We start from the raw sequence: 18,287 nt of genomic DNA, 5'->3' as shown, positions 1-18,287 counted from the left end.
AGAACCTAGCGCACGAAGCCGCCCCTGCCAAGCCCGGTGTCCGGATCGGCAGGGGCGGCTCAGCGCACGAGACCCACCAGGTGCGGGCGACCGCGCAGGTCGTGCAGGGCGAATCCGCCGTCCGGCAGGCGCGCGAAACTCACCGTGCCCGGCAGCGGCACCGGCAGCTTGAAGGCCACCTCGACGGTGTAGGCGTCGGGCAGCCGGTTCTCCAGCGCGGCCAGGCAGCGGGCCTTGCTCCACATCCCGTGCGCGATCGGCCGGGGGAAGCCGAACAACCGGGCGCCGAGGCGGGAGGTGTGGATCGGGTTGTGGTCGCCGGAGACCCGCGCGTAGTCCGTGCCGACGCGGGGCTCGACCCGCCAGCGGGCGGAGCCGGCCGGCGCCGCGGGCCGCTCGCCCGGGTCGCGCCGCCGCTCCCCGCCCGGCGTGCGCTCCCGGCCGAGGTACGTCGAGACGCCCCGCCAGACCTCCTCCCCGTCCACCGAGCCGACGAGCACCACGTCGACCTGCCGCCCCCGGTCGTGCGGGCGCAGGTGCTCCGCGTACGCGCGGAAGTCGAGGGTCTCGTCGGCGCTGACCGGGCGGTGCACGGTGATCCGGTTGCCGACGTGCACCACGCCGGTCAGCGGGATCGGGAACTCCGGCGCGGTCATCAGCCGCAGGGCCAGCGGGAACCCCATGACGTGCGGGTACGTGGCCGGCAGTTGGTCGGTGAGCCGGAACCCGCAGACCCGGTCGTAGTCGGCCAGGTGCGCCCGGTCGACGGCGGCCCCGGCGACGGAAAGCTCCACCGCCGGCACGTCGGCCGACCGGCGACCGCCGCCGAGACCGGGCAGCGCGCCGAGCAGCGCCCGCCGGTACAGCGCACCGGCCGCCGGCATCCGGGGCAGCTCCACGCGCTCCCGGGCACCCGTCGCGGCGTGCCCGGCCAGGTCCCGCGTCACCTCGTCGGCCGCCCCGGAGAGGTCGTGCGTCTCCTCGACGCTCAGGTCGTGGCCGGACGGCCCCGGCCGGCGGACCGCCGCCAGCGTCTCCTCCGGCAGCACCTCCGTGGGGCCGTCGATCAGCTCGTGCAGGGACAGGTCGTCCGCCGGGCCCTCCGCCGGCTCCCTCCGCCCGGCCATCACGCCCCCAGCAGGCTCTGGCCGCAGACCCGGACGACGTTGCCGCTGACCGCGCCGGAGGCCGGCCACGCCAGCCAGCCGATGGTCTCGGCGACGTCCACCGGCAGCCCGCCCTGCGACATGCTGTTCATCCGCCGGCCCGCCTCGCGGAGCGCCAGCGGGATGCGCGCGGTCAGCCGTGTCTCGATGAACCCGGGGGCGACGGCGTTCACGCTGATCCCGCGCTCGCGCAGGGCCGGGGCGAGCGAGTCGACCAGCCCGATCACGCCCGCCTTGCTGGCGGCGTAGTTGGTCTGCCCCCGGTTGCCGGCGATGCCGGCGATGGAGGAGACCGAGACGATCCGCCCGCCGGCCGGGATCAGCTCCCGCTCCAGCAGCACGTCGTTGATCCGCTCCTGGCTGGAGAGGTTGACGTCGATGACCGAGTCCCAGCGGTCGGCGTCCATCCGGCCGAGGGTCTTGTCCCGGGTGATGCCCGCGTTGTGCACGACCACGTCGACCCGCCCGTGCCGCTCGGCGAGGTGCGCGGCGAGCCGGGCCGGCGCGTCGGGCGCGGTCAGGTCGAGCTGCACGGCCGTCGCGCCGATCTCGTTGACGACCGCGGCCAGCTCGTCGCCCGCCGCCGGGACGTCCAGCGCGACGACGCGCGCGCCGTCGCGGGCCAGCACCCGGGCCAGCGCCGCGCCGATGCCCCGGGCCGCCCCGGTGACCAGGACGACCTGCCCGTCCAGCGGGCGGTCCCAGTCGGCCGGGGCGGCGGCCGTGCCGGCGCCGACCCGGACGACCTGCCCCGAGACGTACGCGGACCGGCCGGAGAGCAGGAACCGGAGGGTGGCCTCCAGGCTGGTCCAGGTGCCGGGGTCGGCGTCCTTCGTGACGTACACGAGCTGGGCGGTGACGCCCCGGCCGAACTCCTTGCCGATGCTGCGGGTCAGCCCCTCCAGGGCGCGTTGGGCGGTGGCCTCGCGGGGCGAGCCGCCCTCGGCGGGCGGGGTGCCGAGCACGATCACCCGCCCGCTCGGCAGCACCGACCGGGCGTGCGGGTGGAAGAAGTCGTAGAGCTGGCGCAGGTCGGTGGAGTCGGTGACGCCGGTGGCGTCGTACACCAGGGCGGCGAAGCGCTCGGTGGACTCCACGGCGTCGGGGTCGCGCAGCTCGACCCCGGCGGCGGCGAGGAGCTTGCCGACCGGCTCGGCGAGCCGGCCCCCGGTCGCGGCGCCCAGCAGGACGGGACCGGGGGTGAGGGGGTCGCCGGGGGCGTGTCGGCGCAGTCGCGGCGGGTCGGGCAGCCCGAGGCGCTTGACCAGCGCGCGACCGGCCCCCGATTGGACGAAGCTCGCGTACCTGTCGGTCATAGGCGTAGCCTACTGGCGAGTAGGTTGAGGGCAAGCGTTTCGAGGAGGCGGGATCGTGCAGAGCATCCGGCGGGTCGCGGTCATCGGCGGCAACCGCATCCCCTTCGCCCGGTCCAACTCGCGGTACGCGAGCGCGTCCAACGCGGACATGCTGGGCGCGGCGCTGGACGGGCTCGTGGCGCGGTTCGGCCTGGCCGGCCAGCGGGTCGGCGAGGTGGTGGCCGGCGCGGTGCTCAAGCACGCGAGGGACTTCAACCTGACCCGCGAGGTCGTGCTCGGCTCGAAGCTCGACCCGCACACCCCCGCCTACGACATCCAGCAGGCCTGCGGCACCGGGCTGGAGGCGGCCATCCTGGTCGCCAACAAGATCGCCCTCGGGCAGATCGAGGTGGGCATCGCCGGGGGCGTGGACACCACCTCCGACGCACCGCTCGCCGTCAACGAGGACATGCGCCGCACGCTGCTCAAGCTGAACAGCGCCCGCACGGTCGGCGAGCGGCTGAAGATCGCCGCGAAGCTGCGCCCCAGCCAGCCGTTCCGGCCCGAGATCCCGCGCAACGCCGAGCCGCGTACCGGGCTGTCGATGGGGGAGCACGCCGCCCGCACCGCGCTGCGCTGGCAGATCGACCGGCAGGCCCAGGACGAGCTGGCGCTGCGCTCGCACCAACGGCTCGCCGCCGCGTACGACCGGGGGTTCTTCGACGACCTGCTGACGCCGTACCTCGGGCTCACCCGCGATGCGAACCTGCGCCCGGACACCAGCCTGGAGAAGCTCGGCTCGCTCAAGCCCGTCTTCGGCGCGAAGGGCCCGGACGCCGAGCGGGCCACCATGACCGCCGGCAACTCGTCGCCGCTGACCGACGGCGCCTCCACCGTGCTGCTGGCCAGCGAGGAGTGGGCCCGCGCGCACAGCCTGCCCGTGCTGGCGTGGTTCTCCTGGTCGGAGACCGCCGCCGTCGACTTCGTGCACGGCGACGAGGGGCTGCTGATGGCCCCCGCGTACGCGGTGCCCCGGATGCTGGCCCGGGCCGGACTGACGCTCCAGGACTTCGACTACTACGAGATCCACGAGGCGTTCGCCTCCCAGGTGCTCGCCACCCTGGCCGCCTGGGAGTCCCCCGAGTTCTGCAAGGACCGGCTCGGGCTGGACGCCCCGCTCGGCGCGATCGACCGGGACAAGCTCAACGTCAACGGCTCCTCGCTGGCCGCCGGGCACCCGTTCGCGGCGACCGGCGGCCGGATCGTGGCGACCCTGGCGAAGCTGCTCGCGGAGTCCGGCGGCGGGCGGGGGCTGATCTCGATCTGCGCCGCCGGCGGGCAGGGCGTGACCGCCATCCTGGAGCGCTGACCGCGCCCCTCGGGGGCGCTCGGGTGCACCGTGTCGGGCCTCGCCTGGACGCGAACGCACCGTGCCGGGGCCTCGCCTGGACGCGGTCCCGGCCCGCTGGCCTAGCCTGGGTAGCTCCCTGCCACCGTCGACCGGAGGAGTGCCCGGTGTCTGCCGCCTCGACGTCCGTGCCCGATCCCCACGCCCGTCCCGCGCCGCCGTTTCCGGCCCCGCCCGGCCCGGCGTCGTCCCGGGGCGTCGGGATCGGCCGTGGCGCGCAGGTCGTCACCGGCCTGGTGCTGCTCGTGCCGGCGGTCGTCGCCCTGCTCTGGTCGTACGTGCTGCCGTCGGTCAGCACCCTGGTGGAGAGCTTCCGGCGGGGCCAGGCGTTCCGCGACCGGACCGAGTCCGCCGGGGGCGACAACTACGCGCAGGTGATCGAGCGCGGGTTCTTCGGCGACCTGGCCTACGCGCTCCTCCTCGCCCTCGTGCCGCTGCTGCTGGCGCTGCTCGTCGCCCCGCTGCTCGCGCTCGCCGCGGAGCGGGCCGGCCGGGTGCCCCGCCTGGTGACCCGGGCGCTGCTGGCCCTGCCGCTGGCCGCCTACGCCCCGCTCGCCGTCGGAGTGGCCTGGGCCCTGGACCGGGTCGAGGCCGACCGGGACGCCTGGACACAGTCGCCCACGCTGACCGCCGTACGCACCGTGGCGCTGCTGACGGCCGGGCTGGTGGTCGCGGTCGGCGCCACCGCCTTCCTCGCCGCGCTGCGTCGCCGCCCCGGCGGCGGTCGCTCCGCCCCGGCGGCCCTGGCCGTCGGCGGCGTGCTCGCGCTGACCGTCGTCGCGGTGACCGTGCAGTCCTGGTCGCTCCAGTGGCCGGTCGTCGGCGGGCGGAACGAGCAGGTCGCCCCGATGGTGCGGATCATGCAGGACAGCCTGAGGCGGTTGGAGTTCGGCGTCGGCGCCGCGGGCAGCGTGCTGCTGCTGGCGTTCCTCGCCGTGCTCGGCGTCCTCGCCGTCGCCCTGCTCGTGACGACCCGCACGCGGATCGCGTTCACCGGCCGGCGGGAGCGCCCGGCGGGCGGCGCGCCCGCCCCGCGGAGTCCGGTCGCGCTCGGCGCGCTGGTGGTGGGGCTGCTGGTGCTCCTCGGCGTGCTCGCGTACGTGCTGGGGCCGTGGCTGCGGATGCTCGTCGCCGACGCGCCGCCGCTGCCCTCCGGCGTCTCCACCGGCCGGGTCCAGGCCAACACCTGGCTTCCGCCGCTGATCTCGGCGGTGGTCGGGGTGGGCCTCGCCGCGCTGGCCGGCTTCGCCATCGGCGGCCTGCGCCCGCTGGGCCGGGCCAGCGAGCTGCTCCTGCTGCCGTTCGCGCCCTGGCTCTTCGTGGGCGACGGCCCGCTGGCCATCGCCCACTTCCTCCGGGCGGAGGAGGCCGACCAGCTGGACACCTTCGCGGGGCTGATCCCGCCGGGCTGGCTCTCCGTCCCCGCGCTCGTGGTGTTCGCCCTGTTCTTCCGGGGCCAGCGGGAACGCTGGGAGGCCGGCAACGGGTTCGCCTCGACCATGCTGCTGCCCGCCCTGCCCATGGTGGCCGCCGCCGGGCTGCTGAGCTGGCTGGTCGGCGCGCAGAGCTGGCTGTGGCCGCAACTGGTGGTCCGGGACGTCCAGCACGCGCCGGCGGCGAACCTCGTCCTCCTGCGGCTGGCGGAGTCGTTCGGCGCCCCGGAGGCCATGCGGGGGTTCGTCGCCCAGGTGCTGCCGCTGCCGATGTTGCTGCTCTTCCTGGCCGCGTTCGTGGCGTTGCAGCTGTTCTACCTGGACCGGCTCGTCATCGTCGCGGGCCGGCGGCAGGCGGCGCCGGCCGACGCCCCGACGCCCGACCTCCCCGCCCAGGCCGTCCCGGAAGTCGTGAAGGACTGAACTGCGCCCGCCCGGCGTTCCGGTCGGGGCCGTCGCGGGGGCGCTGACTGCGTCCCCGCGTTCCCGGTCGGGCCCGCCGGCGCCGGGCGGTCACCGGCGGGCCCCGGCGTGGCTCAGCTGATCGACGGTGAGCCCGTCAGCGACCAGACCATGTCGCCCTTGCCGTCGTTGTTGATGTTGTAGATGACCCTGCCGTCGGCGGTCCAGCCTCCGCTGCCGCTGGCCCAGGCGCGGCCCGCCCGGCGACACGGCCCGCCCGGCGACACGGCCCGCCCGGCGACGTGGCCCGCCCGGCGACGTCCCCGCCTGCGGATACGAGAGAATGAGCCACGTGACGACGATCCCGAACGTGCTCGCCAACCGGTACGCCTCACCCGAGCTGGTCGCCCTCTGGTCCCCCGAGGAGAAGATCCGGATGGAACGGCGACTCTGGCTCGCCGTGCTCCGGGCGCAGCGGGACCTCGGCGTGGCCGTGCCGGACGGCGTGGTCGAGGCGTACGAGCGGGTGCTGGACCAGGTCGACCTGGCCTCGATCGCCGAGCGGGAGCGGGTCACCCGGCACGACGTGAAGGCCCGGATCGAGGAGTTCAGCGCTCTCGCCGGGCACGAGCACGTGCACAAGGGCATGACCTCGCGGGACCTCACCGAGAACGTCGAGCAGCTCCAGGTGCGGGCCTCGCTGGAGCTGGTGCGGGACCGGGTGGTCGCCACCCTGGCCCGACTGGCCCGCCTCGCCGTCGAGCACTCGGGCCTGGTGATGACCGGTCGCTCGCACAACGTCGCCGCGCAGGCCACCACGCTCGGCAAGCGCTTCGCGTCGGCCGCGGAGGAACTGCTGATCGCGTACGAGCGGTTGGACGACCTGATCAACTGGTACCCGCTGCGCGGCGTCAAGGGCCCGGTGGGCACCGCCGCCGACCAGCTCGACCTCTTCGACGGGGACGCCGACAAGGTGGCCGAGCTGGAGCGCCGGGTGGCCGAGCACCTCGGCTTCGCCCGGGTGCTCGACAGCGTCGGCCAGGTCTACCCGCGCTCGATCGACCTGGCGGTGCTCTCCGCGCTGGCGCAGATCGCCGCCGCGCCGTCCTCGCTGGCCACCACGATCCGGCTGATGGTCGGCCAGGAGCTGGCCACCGAGGGCTTCAAGCCGGGCCAGGTCGGCTCCAGCGCGATGCCGCACAAGATGAACACCCGCTCCAGCGAGCGGGTCAACGGCTTCGCCGTGATCATCCGGGGCTACCTGTCGATGGTCGGCGAGCTGGCCGGCGACCAGTGGAACGAGGGCGACGTCTCCTGCTCGGTGGTTCGCCGGGTCGCCCTGCCGGACGCGTTCTTCGCCGCCGACGGGCTGTTCCAGACGTTCCTCACCGTGCTGGACGAGTTCGGCGCGTACCCGGCCGTGATCAACCGCGAGCTGGAGCGCTTCCTGCCGTTCCTGGCCACCACCAAGCTTCTCGTGGCGGCCGTCCGGCGGGGTGTCGGGCGTGAGGTCGCCCACGAGGTGATCAAGGAGCACGCGGTCGCCGTCGCGCTCGCCATGCGCGAGAAGGGCGCCGCCGAGAACGACCTCTTCGACCGCCTCGCGGCGGACGGCCGGCTGGGCCTGACCCGCGGCGAGATCGACGCCCTCGTCGCCGACCGTACCGCCTTCGTCGGCGCCGCCCCCGCCCAGGTCGAGGCCGTCGCCCGCCGCGTCGCCAAGGTCGTCGACGCCCACCCCGCCGCCGCGACCTACACCCCACCCCCCATCCTCTGACCTCTCCCCGGAACCCCGCGGTTGATCATGGCGTTGGCGGCGAAGTCGATCTCGAGGACCGCCGCCAACGTCATGATCAACGGGGTCGGGGCGGGCGCGGGCGGGGCGGGCAGGTGGTGGGTGGGTGGGTCAGGCGTCTCGGGTGGGGGTTTCCGCCGCCGTGCCGAGGTTGGGGGCGCTGGCCGGCTCGGCGATGCCGCCCGGGGACTCGGCGAAGGCCGGGTCGTGCGCGGTCTCCGCGGCGACCAGCGGCTGGTCGGGCGGCATGACGTCGGGCATCTTGGGCGCCACGATCACGGCGGTGCCGTACGCACAGATCTCCATCCACATCTCGCCGCAGTCGCGGCTGTCGAAGCGCATGCCCACCACGGCGTTCGCGCCGAGGCGGCGGGCCTCCTCGCCGAGCCGGGCCACCGAGTCCGTACGCCACCGGGTGAGGTTGTCCGGGGCCATCGGGTCGTACGCGCCACCGCGCAGGTTCTTGACCCCCTCGCGGTACGGGTTCCGCGTCCTGGCCATCGATGACACCACTTCGCCGAGGATCTGGCGGATCTCGTACCCGGGTAGTTGCTCCGTCGTCACGACCAGCACGTTTCCGATGGTCGCAGGGTTGTGCGGACCCGATCGTGAGCCTTGTTCACCTGATCGGATGCTGCAAAACGGCGCGGCGCGGACGGCCGGCGCGTAGCCGACCATCCGCGCCGCCGGGGCGCTAACCGTCAGACACCGGCCGTCTGGGTGATCCAGGCCCGGTTGTACGCGACGCTGCCGTAGTTCTGGATGCTCTGGCCGTCGGCGGTGGAGGCGACGCCGACCTGCCGGCCGTTGTAGAACTGCGGGCCGCCCGAGTCGCCCCGCCACGCGTTGCCGTCGATCCGGGTGCTCCGGATCGCCTGGCCGCCGTACGCGTCGGTGGCGCTGTTGCTGGTCACCCGGACCGACGCGGTCTTGAGCTGGGTGGAGGCCGAGCAGCCGCTGTAGCAGGTCATGCCCCAGCCGTAGATCGAGTTGGTCGAGTTGATCGGCGGGTTGCTGGTGGCCAGCGTGACGTACGAGGTGCTCACCGAGCTGGACAGGCGCAGCAGGGCCAGGTCGTAGCGGCTGTAGCTGGCGCTGACGGTGCGGGTCTGGCCGCCGGAGGAGCGGTAGACGCTGCCGACCCGGACGGACATCGTGCCGCTCACGCAGTGCCGGGCGGTGAGCACCCACTGCGGCGCGATGATCGTGCCGGAGCAGGTGAACGATCCGTTGCTGAACACGGCGGCGGCCCACGGGGCGGACGAGACGGTGCCGCCGCCGATGATCGGCTGCGGGCCGGCCGGGGCGGCGACCGCGCCGGAGCTGGCGCCGAGCAGGCCGGCCGCTGCGGTGGCCAGCACCGCGATCATGGATCGGATGCGCATGGTGGGGCTCCTTCGGGGACGGGTCCGGGTTCACCGGGTCGAGCTGTCGGCCGGCGGGCGGGGGTGGCCCGACGGTCGCGTACGTCCAATCGACGTACGACGATGTACGGTAGGGCCCCTGAGATGTCGTTCACAAGAGTGCGATCGATTTTCTTCGATGAAGAACGGCCGGCCGGGTCGAGCGTGACGGGTGTGCGGCGGCCCGGCGCAGTGGGGCGAATCGGGCCGGTCGGCTACGGAAACGCATCGGGATCGCAACGAACCCGTATCGGTCTCCCGGCCCCCGCGCCGGGAATGTCGATCACTGCCTGAACTGCGTCCGGCCGGTGCGTCCAGGGCCGTATCTGCCAGGTAGGCTGGCTGCGCTCGCCCGTTGTGGGTCGGCACCCAACTGCGTACACAGTCAGGAGTGCCCAGTGCCTCGCGTCGTCGTCGACGTCATGCTCAAGCCCGAGATCCTCGATCCCCAGGGCCAGGCCGTCGCAAACGCGCTGCCCCGGCTCGGCGTCAGCGACGTCGCCTCGGTTCGGATCGGCAGGCGGATCGAGATCGAGTTCTCCGGTGAACCGGACCTGGACCGGGCCCGGGAGATCGCCGACAAGCTGCTCGCCAACCCGGTCATCGAGGACTTCACCGTCCGCCTGGTCGAGGCCGACGAGACCGCGGACGCCCGCTCGTGACCGCCCGGGTCGGTGTGGTCACGTTCCCCGGTTCGCTCGACGACGGGGACGCGGCCCGGGCCGTCCGCATCGCGGGCGCCGAACCGGTCCGCCTCTGGCACGGTGACCCCCGGCTGCACGGGGTGGACGCCGTCGTCCTGCCCGGCGGTTTCTCCTACGGCGACTACCTGCGCTGCGGCGCGATCGCCCGGTTCGCGCCGGTCATGGAGACGATCGTGGACGCGGCCCGGGGCGGCCTGCCCGTGCTCGGCGTCTGCAACGGCTTCCAGATCCTCTGCGAGGCCCACCTGCTGCCCGGGGCCCTCACCCGCAACCAGCACCTGCACTTCCGCAACCGGGACCAGGTCCTGCGCATCGAGTCGGCCGGCACGGCGTGGACGAACGCGTTCCAGCCCGGCCAGGAGGTGCTGATCCCGGTCAAGAACGGCGAGGGCTGCTACGTCGCCGACACCGCGACGCTGGACCAGCTCGAAGCCGAGGGCCGGGTGGTCGCCCGCTACGTCGGCGGCAACCCCAACGGATCGCAGCGCGACATCGCCGCGATCACCAACCCCGCCGGCAACGTGGTCGGCATCATGCCGCATCCCGAGCACGCCGTGGAGGCGCTCACCGGCCCCTCCCTGGACGGCCTCGGCTTCTTCACCTCGGTGCTCAAGCACCTGGTGGGGGCGCCGGCGTGACCGTGCGCGGCGGCATCATCGGTCTGCTCAGCCGCCTTCCGGGCGGCGTTGAGCGCAGCGAGGAGAGGTCATGACCACCCATCCGGACGAGGTTCGCGAGACCCCGGAGGCGTTCCCGGCCGCCCCGGCGCAGCCGGTGGAGCCGCGTCCGGCCGCAGTCGCGCCGCCGGCCGCCGACTGGGCCGCCGGTGTGGACACGGTCCCGCGCGCCGGGGACACCCCCGGCGAGCTGCAGCCGTACGCCGAGCTGGGGCTCCGTGACGACGAGTACGACCGGATCCGGCACATCCTCGGCCGCCGGCCCACCCAGGCCGAGCTGGCCATGTACTCGATCATGTGGAGCGAGCACTGCTCCTACAAGTCCAGCAAGGTGCACCTGCGCCAGTTCGGCGAGAAGGCCCCGCCCAGCGACCGGCTGCTCGCCGGCATCGGCGAGAACGCCGGCGTGGTGCAGGTCTCCGACGAGCTGGCGGTCACCTTCAAGGTCGAGTCGCACAACCACCCGAGCTTCGTCGAGCCCTACCAGGGCGCGGCGACCGGCGTCGGCGGCATCGTCCGGGACATCCTGGCCATGGGCGCCCGCCCGGTCGCGGTGATGGACCCGCTGCGCTTCGGCGCGGCCGACCACCCCGACACGGCGCGGGTGCTGCCCGGCGTGGTCGCCGGCGTCGGCGGCTACGGCAACTGCCTCGGCCTGCCGAACATCGGCGGCGAGGTCGTCTTCGACCCCTGCTACCAGGGCAACCCGCTGGTCAACGCGCTCTGCCTGGGCGTGCTGCCGGTCAACCGGCTGCAGAACAAGGCCGCCGCCGGCCCGGGCAACGTCGTGGTGCTGATGGGCGCCAAGACGGGCCGCGACGGCATCGGCGGCGTCTCCGTGCTGGCCAGCGCCACCTTCGACGAGGGCAGCGAGCAGCGCCGCCCGTCGGTGCAGGTGGGCGACCCGTTCATGGAGAAGCTGCTCATCGAGGCCTGCCTCGAGCTCTACGACGCCCAGCTCGTCGTCGGCATCCAGGACCTCGGCGGCGCCGGCCTGACCTGCGCGCTGACCGAGACCGCCGCGGCGGCCGGCACCGGCATGCGGGTCTGGCTGGAGCGGGTGCCGCTGCGCGAGCCCTCGATGGAGCCGCACGAGATCCTGGCCAGCGAGTCCCAGGAGCGGATGCTGCTGGTCGTCGAGCCGGCGAAGCTCGACGCGGTGCTCAAGACCGCCGAGAAGTGGGGCGTCTGGGCCACCGCGATCGGCGAGGTCACCCCGCCGTCGCCGGACGGCCAGCCGGGCCGCCTGCTGATCACCTGGCGGGACCAGCTCGTGGTCGACGTGCCGCCGGGCTCCCTGGTCGACGACGGTCCCGTCTACGCCCGTCCGATGCGCGAGCCGGCCGACCTGATCCTGCTCCAGGCCGACCGCGCGGAGACGCTGCCCCGGCCGGCCGACCCGGAGGCGCTGCGCGAGACCGTGCTGCGCATGATCGCGTCGCCCAACCTGGCCGACAAGACCTGGGTCACCGAGCAGTACGACCGGTACGTGCTGGGCAACACCGTGCTCGCCCAGCCGGAGGATTCCGGCGTCATCCGGATCGACGAGCGGACCGGGCTCGGCGTGGCGCTGTCGGTCGACGGCAACGGCCGCTACGCGCGCCTCGACCCCTACCACGGCACCAAGCTGGCGCTGGCCGAGGCGTACCGGAACGTCGCCGTCACCGGCGCGAAGCCGATCGCCGTCACCAACTGCCTGAACTTCGGCTCGCCGGAGGATCCGGGCGTCATGTGGCAGTTCGCCGAGGCCGTCCGCGGCCTGGCCGACGGCTGCGCCGAGCTGGGCATCCCGGTGACGGGCGGCAACGTCAGCTTCTACAACCAGACCGGTGCGGCCGCGATCCACCCGACCCCGGTGGTCGGCGTGCTCGGCGTGCTCGACGACGTGGCCAACCGGGTGCCGATGGGCTTCGTGCCGCGCCCGGGCGGCGACCACGACCAGCTCTTCCTGCTCGGCGAGACGCACGTGGAGCTGTCCGGCTCGGAGTGGGCGTGGGTCACCCACGAGCACCTCGGCGGCGTACCCCCGCAGGTCGACCTGGCCCACGAGCGGCTCCTGGCCGAACTGCTCGCCGAGGCCGCCCGGGTCGGGCACCTCAGCTCCGCGCACGACCTCTCCGACGGCGGTCTCGCGCAGAGCCTGGTCGAGTCCTGCCTGCGGCGCGGGGTCGGCGCGCGGATCGCGGTGCCGGAGCGGTTCGCCGGCGGCTCGATGCCGTTCGTCTACCTGTTCAGCGAGTCCGCCGGGCGGGCCCTGGTCTCGGTGCCGCGCGGCCACGAGAAGGCGTTCACCGCCCTCTGCGCCGAGCGCGGCGTGCCGTTCGAGCTGATCGGTGTCACCGACCCGGCCGGCGGCACGCTGGAGGTGCACGGCCAGTTCCGGATCGGCCTGGACGAGCTGCGCGCCGCGCACACCGCGACCCTGCCGCGCCTCTTCGGGGGTCCGGCCCTCGTCGAGGTGCCCGCGCCGGCCGCCGGCGTGGCCGGCGCGGTCGAGGCCGTGCCGCTGCCCGACGACGAGCGGGCCGAGGCGGCGCCGGTGGACCCGGCGGAGGTCGCGGTCGAGCCGATCGCGTCGGCTGCCCCGGTCCCGGCGACCGGCGCGGTGGAGCCGGTGACCCCGGCCGAGGCCGCCACCCCGGAGCAGCCGGCGGCCGAGGCCGTCGACGCTCCGGCCGAGGCCCCGACGGAGCCCGCCGCGGCGTCCGAGCCCGACTCCGGTGAGACCGAGCAGCCCGCCGCGCCCGACAAGCGCTGAGGCGTTGGCCGCGGCGGTCTACGGCCAACCCGGATCCGGCGCCCGGTTCGACTGGGGGCTGACCGGGGCGGCCGAGCTCGGCCGGGTCTGCGCGGTGCTGGTGGTGGTGGACGTGCTGTCGTTCACCACCGCCGTGGAGGTCGCCGTGGGGCGTGGCATGCGGGTGCACCCGTTCCCGTGGGGCGAACAGGCCGGCGACTACGCGCGGCGAGTCGGCGCGGTCGCTGCGGTGGGCCGCCGGCGGACGACCCCGGAACACCCGTGGTCGCTCTCACCGGCGGCGCTGAGCACCGCGCCGGTCGTCGCCGACCTCGTGCTGCCGTCGCCGAACGGCTCGGCGATCAGCGCCGCGGCCAGCGCCACCGGCATGCCGGTCGTCGCGGCCTGCCTGCGCAACGCGCCCGCCGTCGGGCGTTGGCTGCGCCACCAGGGGTACGGCTCGACGGACGCCCCGATCGGCGTCGTCGCCTCCGGCGAGCGGTGGCCGGACGGGTCGCTGCGCCCCTCGGTGGAGGACCAGCTCGGGGCGGCCAGCGTGCTGGACGCCCTCTCCGGGGTGCCCGGCGGTCTCTCCGTCGAGGCGGCCATGGCGCTCGCGGCGCTCGCCAGCACCCCCGACGTTCCCGCCGCCGTGCGCGGGAGCGTGTCCGGCCGCGAGCTGATCGAGGGTGGTTTCGCCCAGGACGTGGAGGTCGCCGTCCGGGTCGGCGTGTCGGACGTGGTCCCCGTGCTGCGCCAAGGGGTCTTCTCCGCGGCCTGACGGTCGTCCGGTTCCGCCGCCCGGCGGTCCCCGCATCCGCCCCCGGCTGCCGGTCGTCCGGGTCTCCCTGCCTGGGCGGCCGTCGCGCCTGGCGACGCCTGAGGGCCGTCGGGCTTCTCCGGTGTGCCTGGGGCGTGGCCTGGGGGCCGTCGGGCTTCTCCGGTGTGCCTGGCGCGGCCGGGGGCCGTCGGGCTACTCCAGGGCGCGGAGTCTCGCACGAACGGCGAGGGCCGCCCGGGAAATCCCGAGCGGCCCTCGCCGTGCTGTCGTGCCGTCGGGCGCGTGGCCCGCCGGTTCAGTCGTCCAGCCAGTCCAGCCGGCGGCCCCGGTCCTGCTGCGGCGGGCCGTCCGCCCGGCCGCGCCCGGCCTGCGGGTCGTCGTAGCCGCCCTGCTGGCCGTAGCCGCGGTCGTCGTAGCCGCCGCGCTGCTGCGGGGGCTCCTGACCGTAGCCGCCCTGCTGGCCGTAGCCACCCGGGTCGTAGGAGGTGGGCTGGTCGTAGCCGCCCTGCTGGCCGTAGCCGCCGCGCGGGGCGGGCTCATTGCCGTAACCGCCCTGCTGGCCGTAGCCGGGCTCGTCGTAGCCGCCCTGCCGGTCGTAGCCGCCGCGCTGGTCGTAGCCGCCGGTCGGCTCCCCGCCCCGGCCGTACGGCGCGGGCTCGGACCGGCCGTAGCCCTGCTCCTGCTCCTGCTGGTAGAGGCCGGTCGCGTACGGGTCGGCCGGGGCCGGGTACTGGGTGGCCTCGCCGGTGTAGCGGCCGGTCGGCTCGTCGTACCGCTCGCCGTAGCCCCGGCCGCCCCCGGAGGCCGACGAGTAGCCGGCCGCACCCGCCGCCCCCGCGGCACCGGCCGCGCCGTAGTCGCGGCTGCCGTAGCCACCGCCGGAGGAGGGCGCGTTGCCGTAGCCGCTGCCGGAGGACGGCGCGTTGCCGTAGCCGCTGCCGGAGGACGGGGCGTTGCCGTAGCCGCCCGCGCCGGCCGGCTCGTCGCCGTAGCCGTTGCCGGCCCAGCCCGCCCCGGCTCCCGCCGCACCGTACGGCTGCGGGGGCGCGCCGTACGGGTCCGGCGGCACGTCGTCGACCACGGGGCGGTGCATCATCGTCGGGGCGTCGCTGAGCGAGGTGCCACCGACCATCGTCGGGTCGGGCCCGGCGCCGACCCGGTTGACCACCCGGGTCTGGTCGTCCGCGCCGGCGCCACGGTAGCCCCCACGGGCCGCCGGAACCGCGCCCGCCGCAGCGCCCGCCGGGGCGTCGTCGGGCTCGTCGTCGTTGTCCTTGCGCCGCATCCAGAGCAGCACGATGGTGCCGACACCCGCGGCGACGAGCAGGCCGCCGAGCAGGATGAACAGCCAGTTCCCCATGCCGCCGGAGTCCTCGTTGCTGGCGTTGGCCGCCGCGCCCGGGGTCGCCTCGGTGCTCTCCTCGGCGGTCTCGTCGAGGGCCTCCTCGGTGGGGAGGGTCTCCGCGCTGGCCGAGGGGGTGGGGCTCGGGGTGGTCTCGACCTTGATCGCCAGGGCGATGCGCTGGCCGGTGATGCTCTGGCCGGCGGCCGCGTCGAAGCTCTTGGTGGCGTACACCTCGCCGACGCTGGCGCCGACGGCGAGCCGGCCCGGCGCGATCGGCTTCTCGGTGGTGCCGGTGAAGCGGAAGTTGCCGCTGTCGTCGCTGACCGTGTCCCGCTTGTTGCCGGCGCCGTCCTGGAGCATCACCACGGCGTTCGGCACGGCCTTGCCGTTGGCCTGGGCGACCACCTTGCCGGAGACCGACCGGACGGTCTGCGTCTGCGGCTGGGTCGGCTGCGCCTTGCCCTTGACGGTCAGCTGGAAGCTGCCGGTGTCGGGGTTCGACTTGTCCGGCACGACACGCACGGTGACCGACGCGTTGGCGTCGCCGGCATTGTCGCTGGCGCGAAGGGTGAGCAGGTGGGTCTTCGGCGCGCCGGGCGGCCCGTTGAACTGGAATCCGCCGCAGCCGCCGCAGCTCACTCCGGAGGGGAGGCCGGTCAGGCTGATCTCGCCGCTCTTGTCCTCCAGGCCGGGCGTGATCTGCACGGTGACGGTGGCGTCGCTGCCGGCACTGACGGTGACCGAGCCGGGCGACACGCTGACGTCGGCGGCCAGCGCCGGTGTGGCGGGGGCAGCGAGCACAGCGCCGACAACCAGCGCCACGACCACACCGGCCCGCTGCTTCCAGGCACGTCGGTGTGTTGACACGTCCACCGCCTTCCGGACTGACTTCCCTCGACCGGCGGGGCGCCGGGCCGGGGATCATCACGGTACGAATACGCCGTCGGCAACTATGCCTTGTCTGACCGGATCGGCGCGACCCAGGGCCAGCGTCAGGCGTGGCGCGCTGAAGCCGTATCGTCCCGTCGTGTCCTCTCCGCACATTAAGTCCGCCGCGGTCGCGGCGGCGTTGTCGGCGCTCGACGAGGGGCGTACGCCCGAGCGGCCGGTCCTCCGAGACGCGGTCCGTGCCCTGTTGACCGTCCTCGCGGAGCGCGCCCCCGGCCGATCGGTGGAGGTGCGTGTCCCACCTTACGGCGCAGTTCAGTGCATTCCCGGTCCTCGACACACCCGCGGCACCCCGCCGAACGTGGTGGAGATGGACCCGGGGACCTGGCTGGCGGTGGCCACCGGGCGGCTCGAATGGGCCGAGGCGATCACCCAGGGTCGCGTACAGGTGAGTGGAATTCGGGCGGATCTCTCCGCGTACCTGCCGCTCTAGCTGCGGCGACGCGCATCGACGGGTGACGTTGGGGAGCCGGGCCGTGACTTTCTGTGTCGACGGCGATTCGCGTACACTGTCAGGCGACGACAGTGGTCCCGGTCGAGGAGTGCGGATCCGCCCCCGCGTGGTGCGCACGGCCGGTCCAGACCAGCATGAGGGAGCGCAGGTGCCCCGAGGCGACGGCCGGCTGAGCCACGACCTTGACCCCCAACGACCCGGCCCGCAGGACGCGTGCGGCGTCTTCGGCGTGTGGGCGCCCGGTGAGGAGGTCGCCAACCTCACCTACTTCGGGCTCTACGCCCTCCAGCACCGCGGCCAGGAGGCGGCGGGCATCGCGGTCAGCGACGGCTCGGGCGTGGTGGTCTACAAGGACCTCGGCCTCGTCGCACAGGTCTTCGACGAGCCGACCCTGGCCAGCCTGCGCGGGCACGTGGCGATCGGCCACGCCCGCTACTCCACCACCGGCGGCTCGACCTGGGAGAACGCCCAGCCGACCATCCGGTCCACCACCTCCGGCACGACCATCGCGCTGGCCCACAACGGCAACCTGGTCAACACGGCCGAGCTCCAGCGCGAGGTCACCGAGCGGGGCCTGGTCGCCGACGGCTCGACCAACGACACCTCGCTGGTGACGATGCTGCTGGCCAGCCGCCCCGACCTGTCGGTGGAGGCGGCGGCGCTGGAGGTGCTGCCGCAGCTGCGCGGCGCGTTCAGCTTCGTGTTCATGGACGAGTCGACGCTCTACGCGGCCCGCGACCCGCACGGCGTACGCCCGCTGGTGCTGGGCCGGCTGGAGCGCGGCTGGGTGGTGGCCAGTGAGACCGCCGCGCTGGACATCGTCGGCGCGAGCGTGGTCCGCGAGGTCGAGCCGGGCGAGCTGATCGCGATCGACGAGGACGGCCTTCGCTCCAGCCGGTTCGCCGCCCCGGAGCCCAAGGGCTGCCTCTTCGAGTACGTCTACATCGCCCGCCCGGACGCCACCATCGCCGGGCGCAACGTGCACTCCGCGCGGGTGCAGATCGGCCGCCAGCTCGCCAAGGAGCACCCGGTCGAGGCCGACCTGGTCATCCCGGTGCCGGAGTCCGGCACGCCGGCAGCCATCGGCTACGCCGAGGAGTCCGGCATCACCTACGGCGCCGGCCTGATGAAGAACCCGTACGTCGGGCGCACCTTCATCCAGCCGTCGCAGACCCTGCGCCAGCTCGGCATCCGGCTCAAGCTCAACCCGCTGCGGGAGAACGTCCGGGGCAAGCGGCTGGTCGTGGTCGACGACTCGATCGTGCGCGGCAACACGCAGCGGGCGATCGTGCGGATGCTGCGCGAGGCCGGCGCGCTGGAGGTGCACGTGCGCATCTCCTCGCCGCCGGTCAACTGGCCCTGCTTCTACGGCATCGACTTCGCCACCCGCGCCGAGTTGCTGGCCAACGGGCTGGACAACGAGGGCATCCGGCGTTCGATCGGCGCCGACACGCTCGGCTACGTCTCGCTCTCCGGTCTGATCGCCGCCACCGAGCAGCCGAAGACCCGGCTGTGCCGCGCGTGCTTCGACGGGGAATACCCGATCGAGCTGCCGGCCGGCAACCTGATCGGCAAGCACGTGCTCGAGGGGGTGGGTCGGCGGGTCGCCGCGGCGCCCGACGCCTCCGAGCACACCGCCCCTCCGCTCGTCGCCACTCCGGGCGGCGTGACCACACACCGCCCGTAGCACCACCCGGCGCGGCCGGTCACCGCCGGCACGGCGCCAGAACCACAAAGGG

Annotated in this window: 13 protein-coding genes and 1 CRISPR repeat array; of the genes, 9 read left to right on the top strand and 4 right to left on the bottom strand. The window is 74.4% G+C overall.

All coding sequences use genetic code 11. The annotated features are described in order from the left end of the window. Positions 1–59 precede the first annotated feature (59 nt). Both GA0070606_RS15145 and GA0070606_RS15140 read right to left on the bottom strand, forming a co-directional pair. The gene (locus GA0070606_RS15145; protein ID WP_091107760.1) at positions 60–884 is read right to left on the bottom strand and encodes a MaoC/PaaZ C-terminal domain-containing protein; all 825 of its coding nucleotides are present in this window, start codon (positions 882–884) and stop codon (positions 60–62) included. Between the two features lie 242 nt (positions 885–1,126). Then, positions 1,127–2,482, bottom strand: coding sequence for a 3-oxoacyl-ACP reductase (locus GA0070606_RS15140; protein WP_091099878.1), 1,356 nt, complete (start codon positions 2,480–2,482; stop codon positions 1,127–1,129). 55 nt (positions 2,483–2,537) lie between these two features. On the opposite strand from GA0070606_RS15140, the gene GA0070606_RS15135 reads away from it, so the two are divergent. From GA0070606_RS15135 to purB, 3 genes are all read left to right on the top strand, one after another. After that, complete coding sequence (locus tag GA0070606_RS15135) at positions 2,538–3,830, top strand: acetyl-CoA C-acetyltransferase (protein ID WP_091099875.1); 1,293 nt, start codon at positions 2,538–2,540, stop codon at positions 3,828–3,830. A 146-nt stretch (positions 3,831–3,976) separates the two neighbouring features. Continuing rightward, a complete protein-coding gene (locus GA0070606_RS15130; protein WP_245724693.1) occupies positions 3,977–5,725 on the top strand; it encodes a sugar ABC transporter permease in 1,749 nt (582 codons plus the stop codon). Between the two features lie 331 nt (positions 5,726–6,056). Further along, positions 6,057–7,481 carry an adenylosuccinate lyase gene (gene purB / locus GA0070606_RS15125; RefSeq protein WP_091107756.1) on the top strand — a complete coding sequence of 475 codons (1,425 nt, stop codon included), beginning with the start codon at positions 6,057–6,059 and terminating at the stop codon, positions 7,479–7,481. Between the two features lie 129 nt (positions 7,482–7,610). Here the strand turns inward: purB and GA0070606_RS15120 are convergent, their stop codons facing one another. Both GA0070606_RS15120 and GA0070606_RS15115 read right to left on the bottom strand, forming a co-directional pair. Further along, positions 7,611–8,177 (bottom strand): YbjQ family protein, encoded by a 567-nt coding sequence (locus GA0070606_RS15120; protein WP_091099871.1) that lies wholly within the window; start codon positions 8,175–8,177, stop codon positions 7,611–7,613. Positions 8,178–8,200: 23 nt separating this feature from the next. Then, positions 8,201–8,884 carry a S1 family peptidase gene (locus tag GA0070606_RS15115; protein ID WP_091099868.1) on the bottom strand — a complete coding sequence of 228 codons (684 nt, stop codon included), beginning with the start codon at positions 8,882–8,884 and terminating at the stop codon, positions 8,201–8,203. Positions 8,885–9,300: 416 nt separating this feature from the next. Between GA0070606_RS15115 and purS the strand changes: the two genes are divergently transcribed. From purS to purF, 6 genes are all read left to right on the top strand, one after another. Next, a complete protein-coding gene (gene purS / locus GA0070606_RS15110; RefSeq protein ID WP_091099864.1) occupies positions 9,301–9,564 on the top strand; it encodes a phosphoribosylformylglycinamidine synthase subunit PurS in 264 nt (87 codons plus the stop codon). Beyond that, positions 9,561–10,244, top strand: a complete 684-nt coding sequence (gene purQ / locus GA0070606_RS15105) for a phosphoribosylformylglycinamidine synthase subunit PurQ (RefSeq protein WP_091099859.1) — start codon at positions 9,561–9,563, stop codon at positions 10,242–10,244. The genes purS and purQ overlap by 4 nt, the downstream gene beginning before the upstream one ends. A 70-nt stretch (positions 10,245–10,314) precedes the next feature. After that, positions 10,315–13,041, top strand: a complete 2,727-nt coding sequence (purL, locus tag GA0070606_RS15100) for a phosphoribosylformylglycinamidine synthase subunit PurL (protein WP_091099856.1) — start codon at positions 10,315–10,317, stop codon at positions 13,039–13,041. Between the two features lie 4 nt (positions 13,042–13,045). Next, positions 13,046–13,801, top strand: a complete 756-nt coding sequence (locus tag GA0070606_RS15095; protein ID WP_091099852.1) for a 2-phosphosulfolactate phosphatase — start codon at positions 13,046–13,048, stop codon at positions 13,799–13,801. A gap of 378 nt (positions 13,802–14,179) precedes the next feature. Next, positions 14,180–14,420: a CRISPR direct-repeat array (repeat unit 25 nt; unit sequence CGTAGCCGCCCTGCTGGCCGTAGCC). A gap of 1,753 nt (positions 14,421–16,173) precedes the next feature. Beyond that, the gene (locus GA0070606_RS15085; RefSeq protein ID WP_091099849.1) at positions 16,174–16,527 is read left to right on the top strand and encodes a sterol carrier family protein; all 354 of its coding nucleotides are present in this window, start codon (positions 16,174–16,176) and stop codon (positions 16,525–16,527) included. Positions 16,528–16,696: 169 nt separating this feature from the next. Next, positions 16,697–18,235 (top strand): amidophosphoribosyltransferase, encoded by a 1,539-nt coding sequence (purF, locus tag GA0070606_RS15080; protein ID WP_091099845.1) that lies wholly within the window; start codon positions 16,697–16,699, stop codon positions 18,233–18,235. Positions 18,236–18,287 lie beyond the last annotated feature (52 nt).

Origin of the sequence: Micromonospora citrea (genome assembly GCF_900090315.1) — a bacterium.
GTDB lineage: Bacteria > Actinomycetota > Actinomycetes > Mycobacteriales > Micromonosporaceae > Micromonospora > Micromonospora citrea.
The sequence above is the reverse complement of the archived record's forward strand: the minus strand, read 5'-3'. Positions and strand labels throughout refer to the sequence as shown.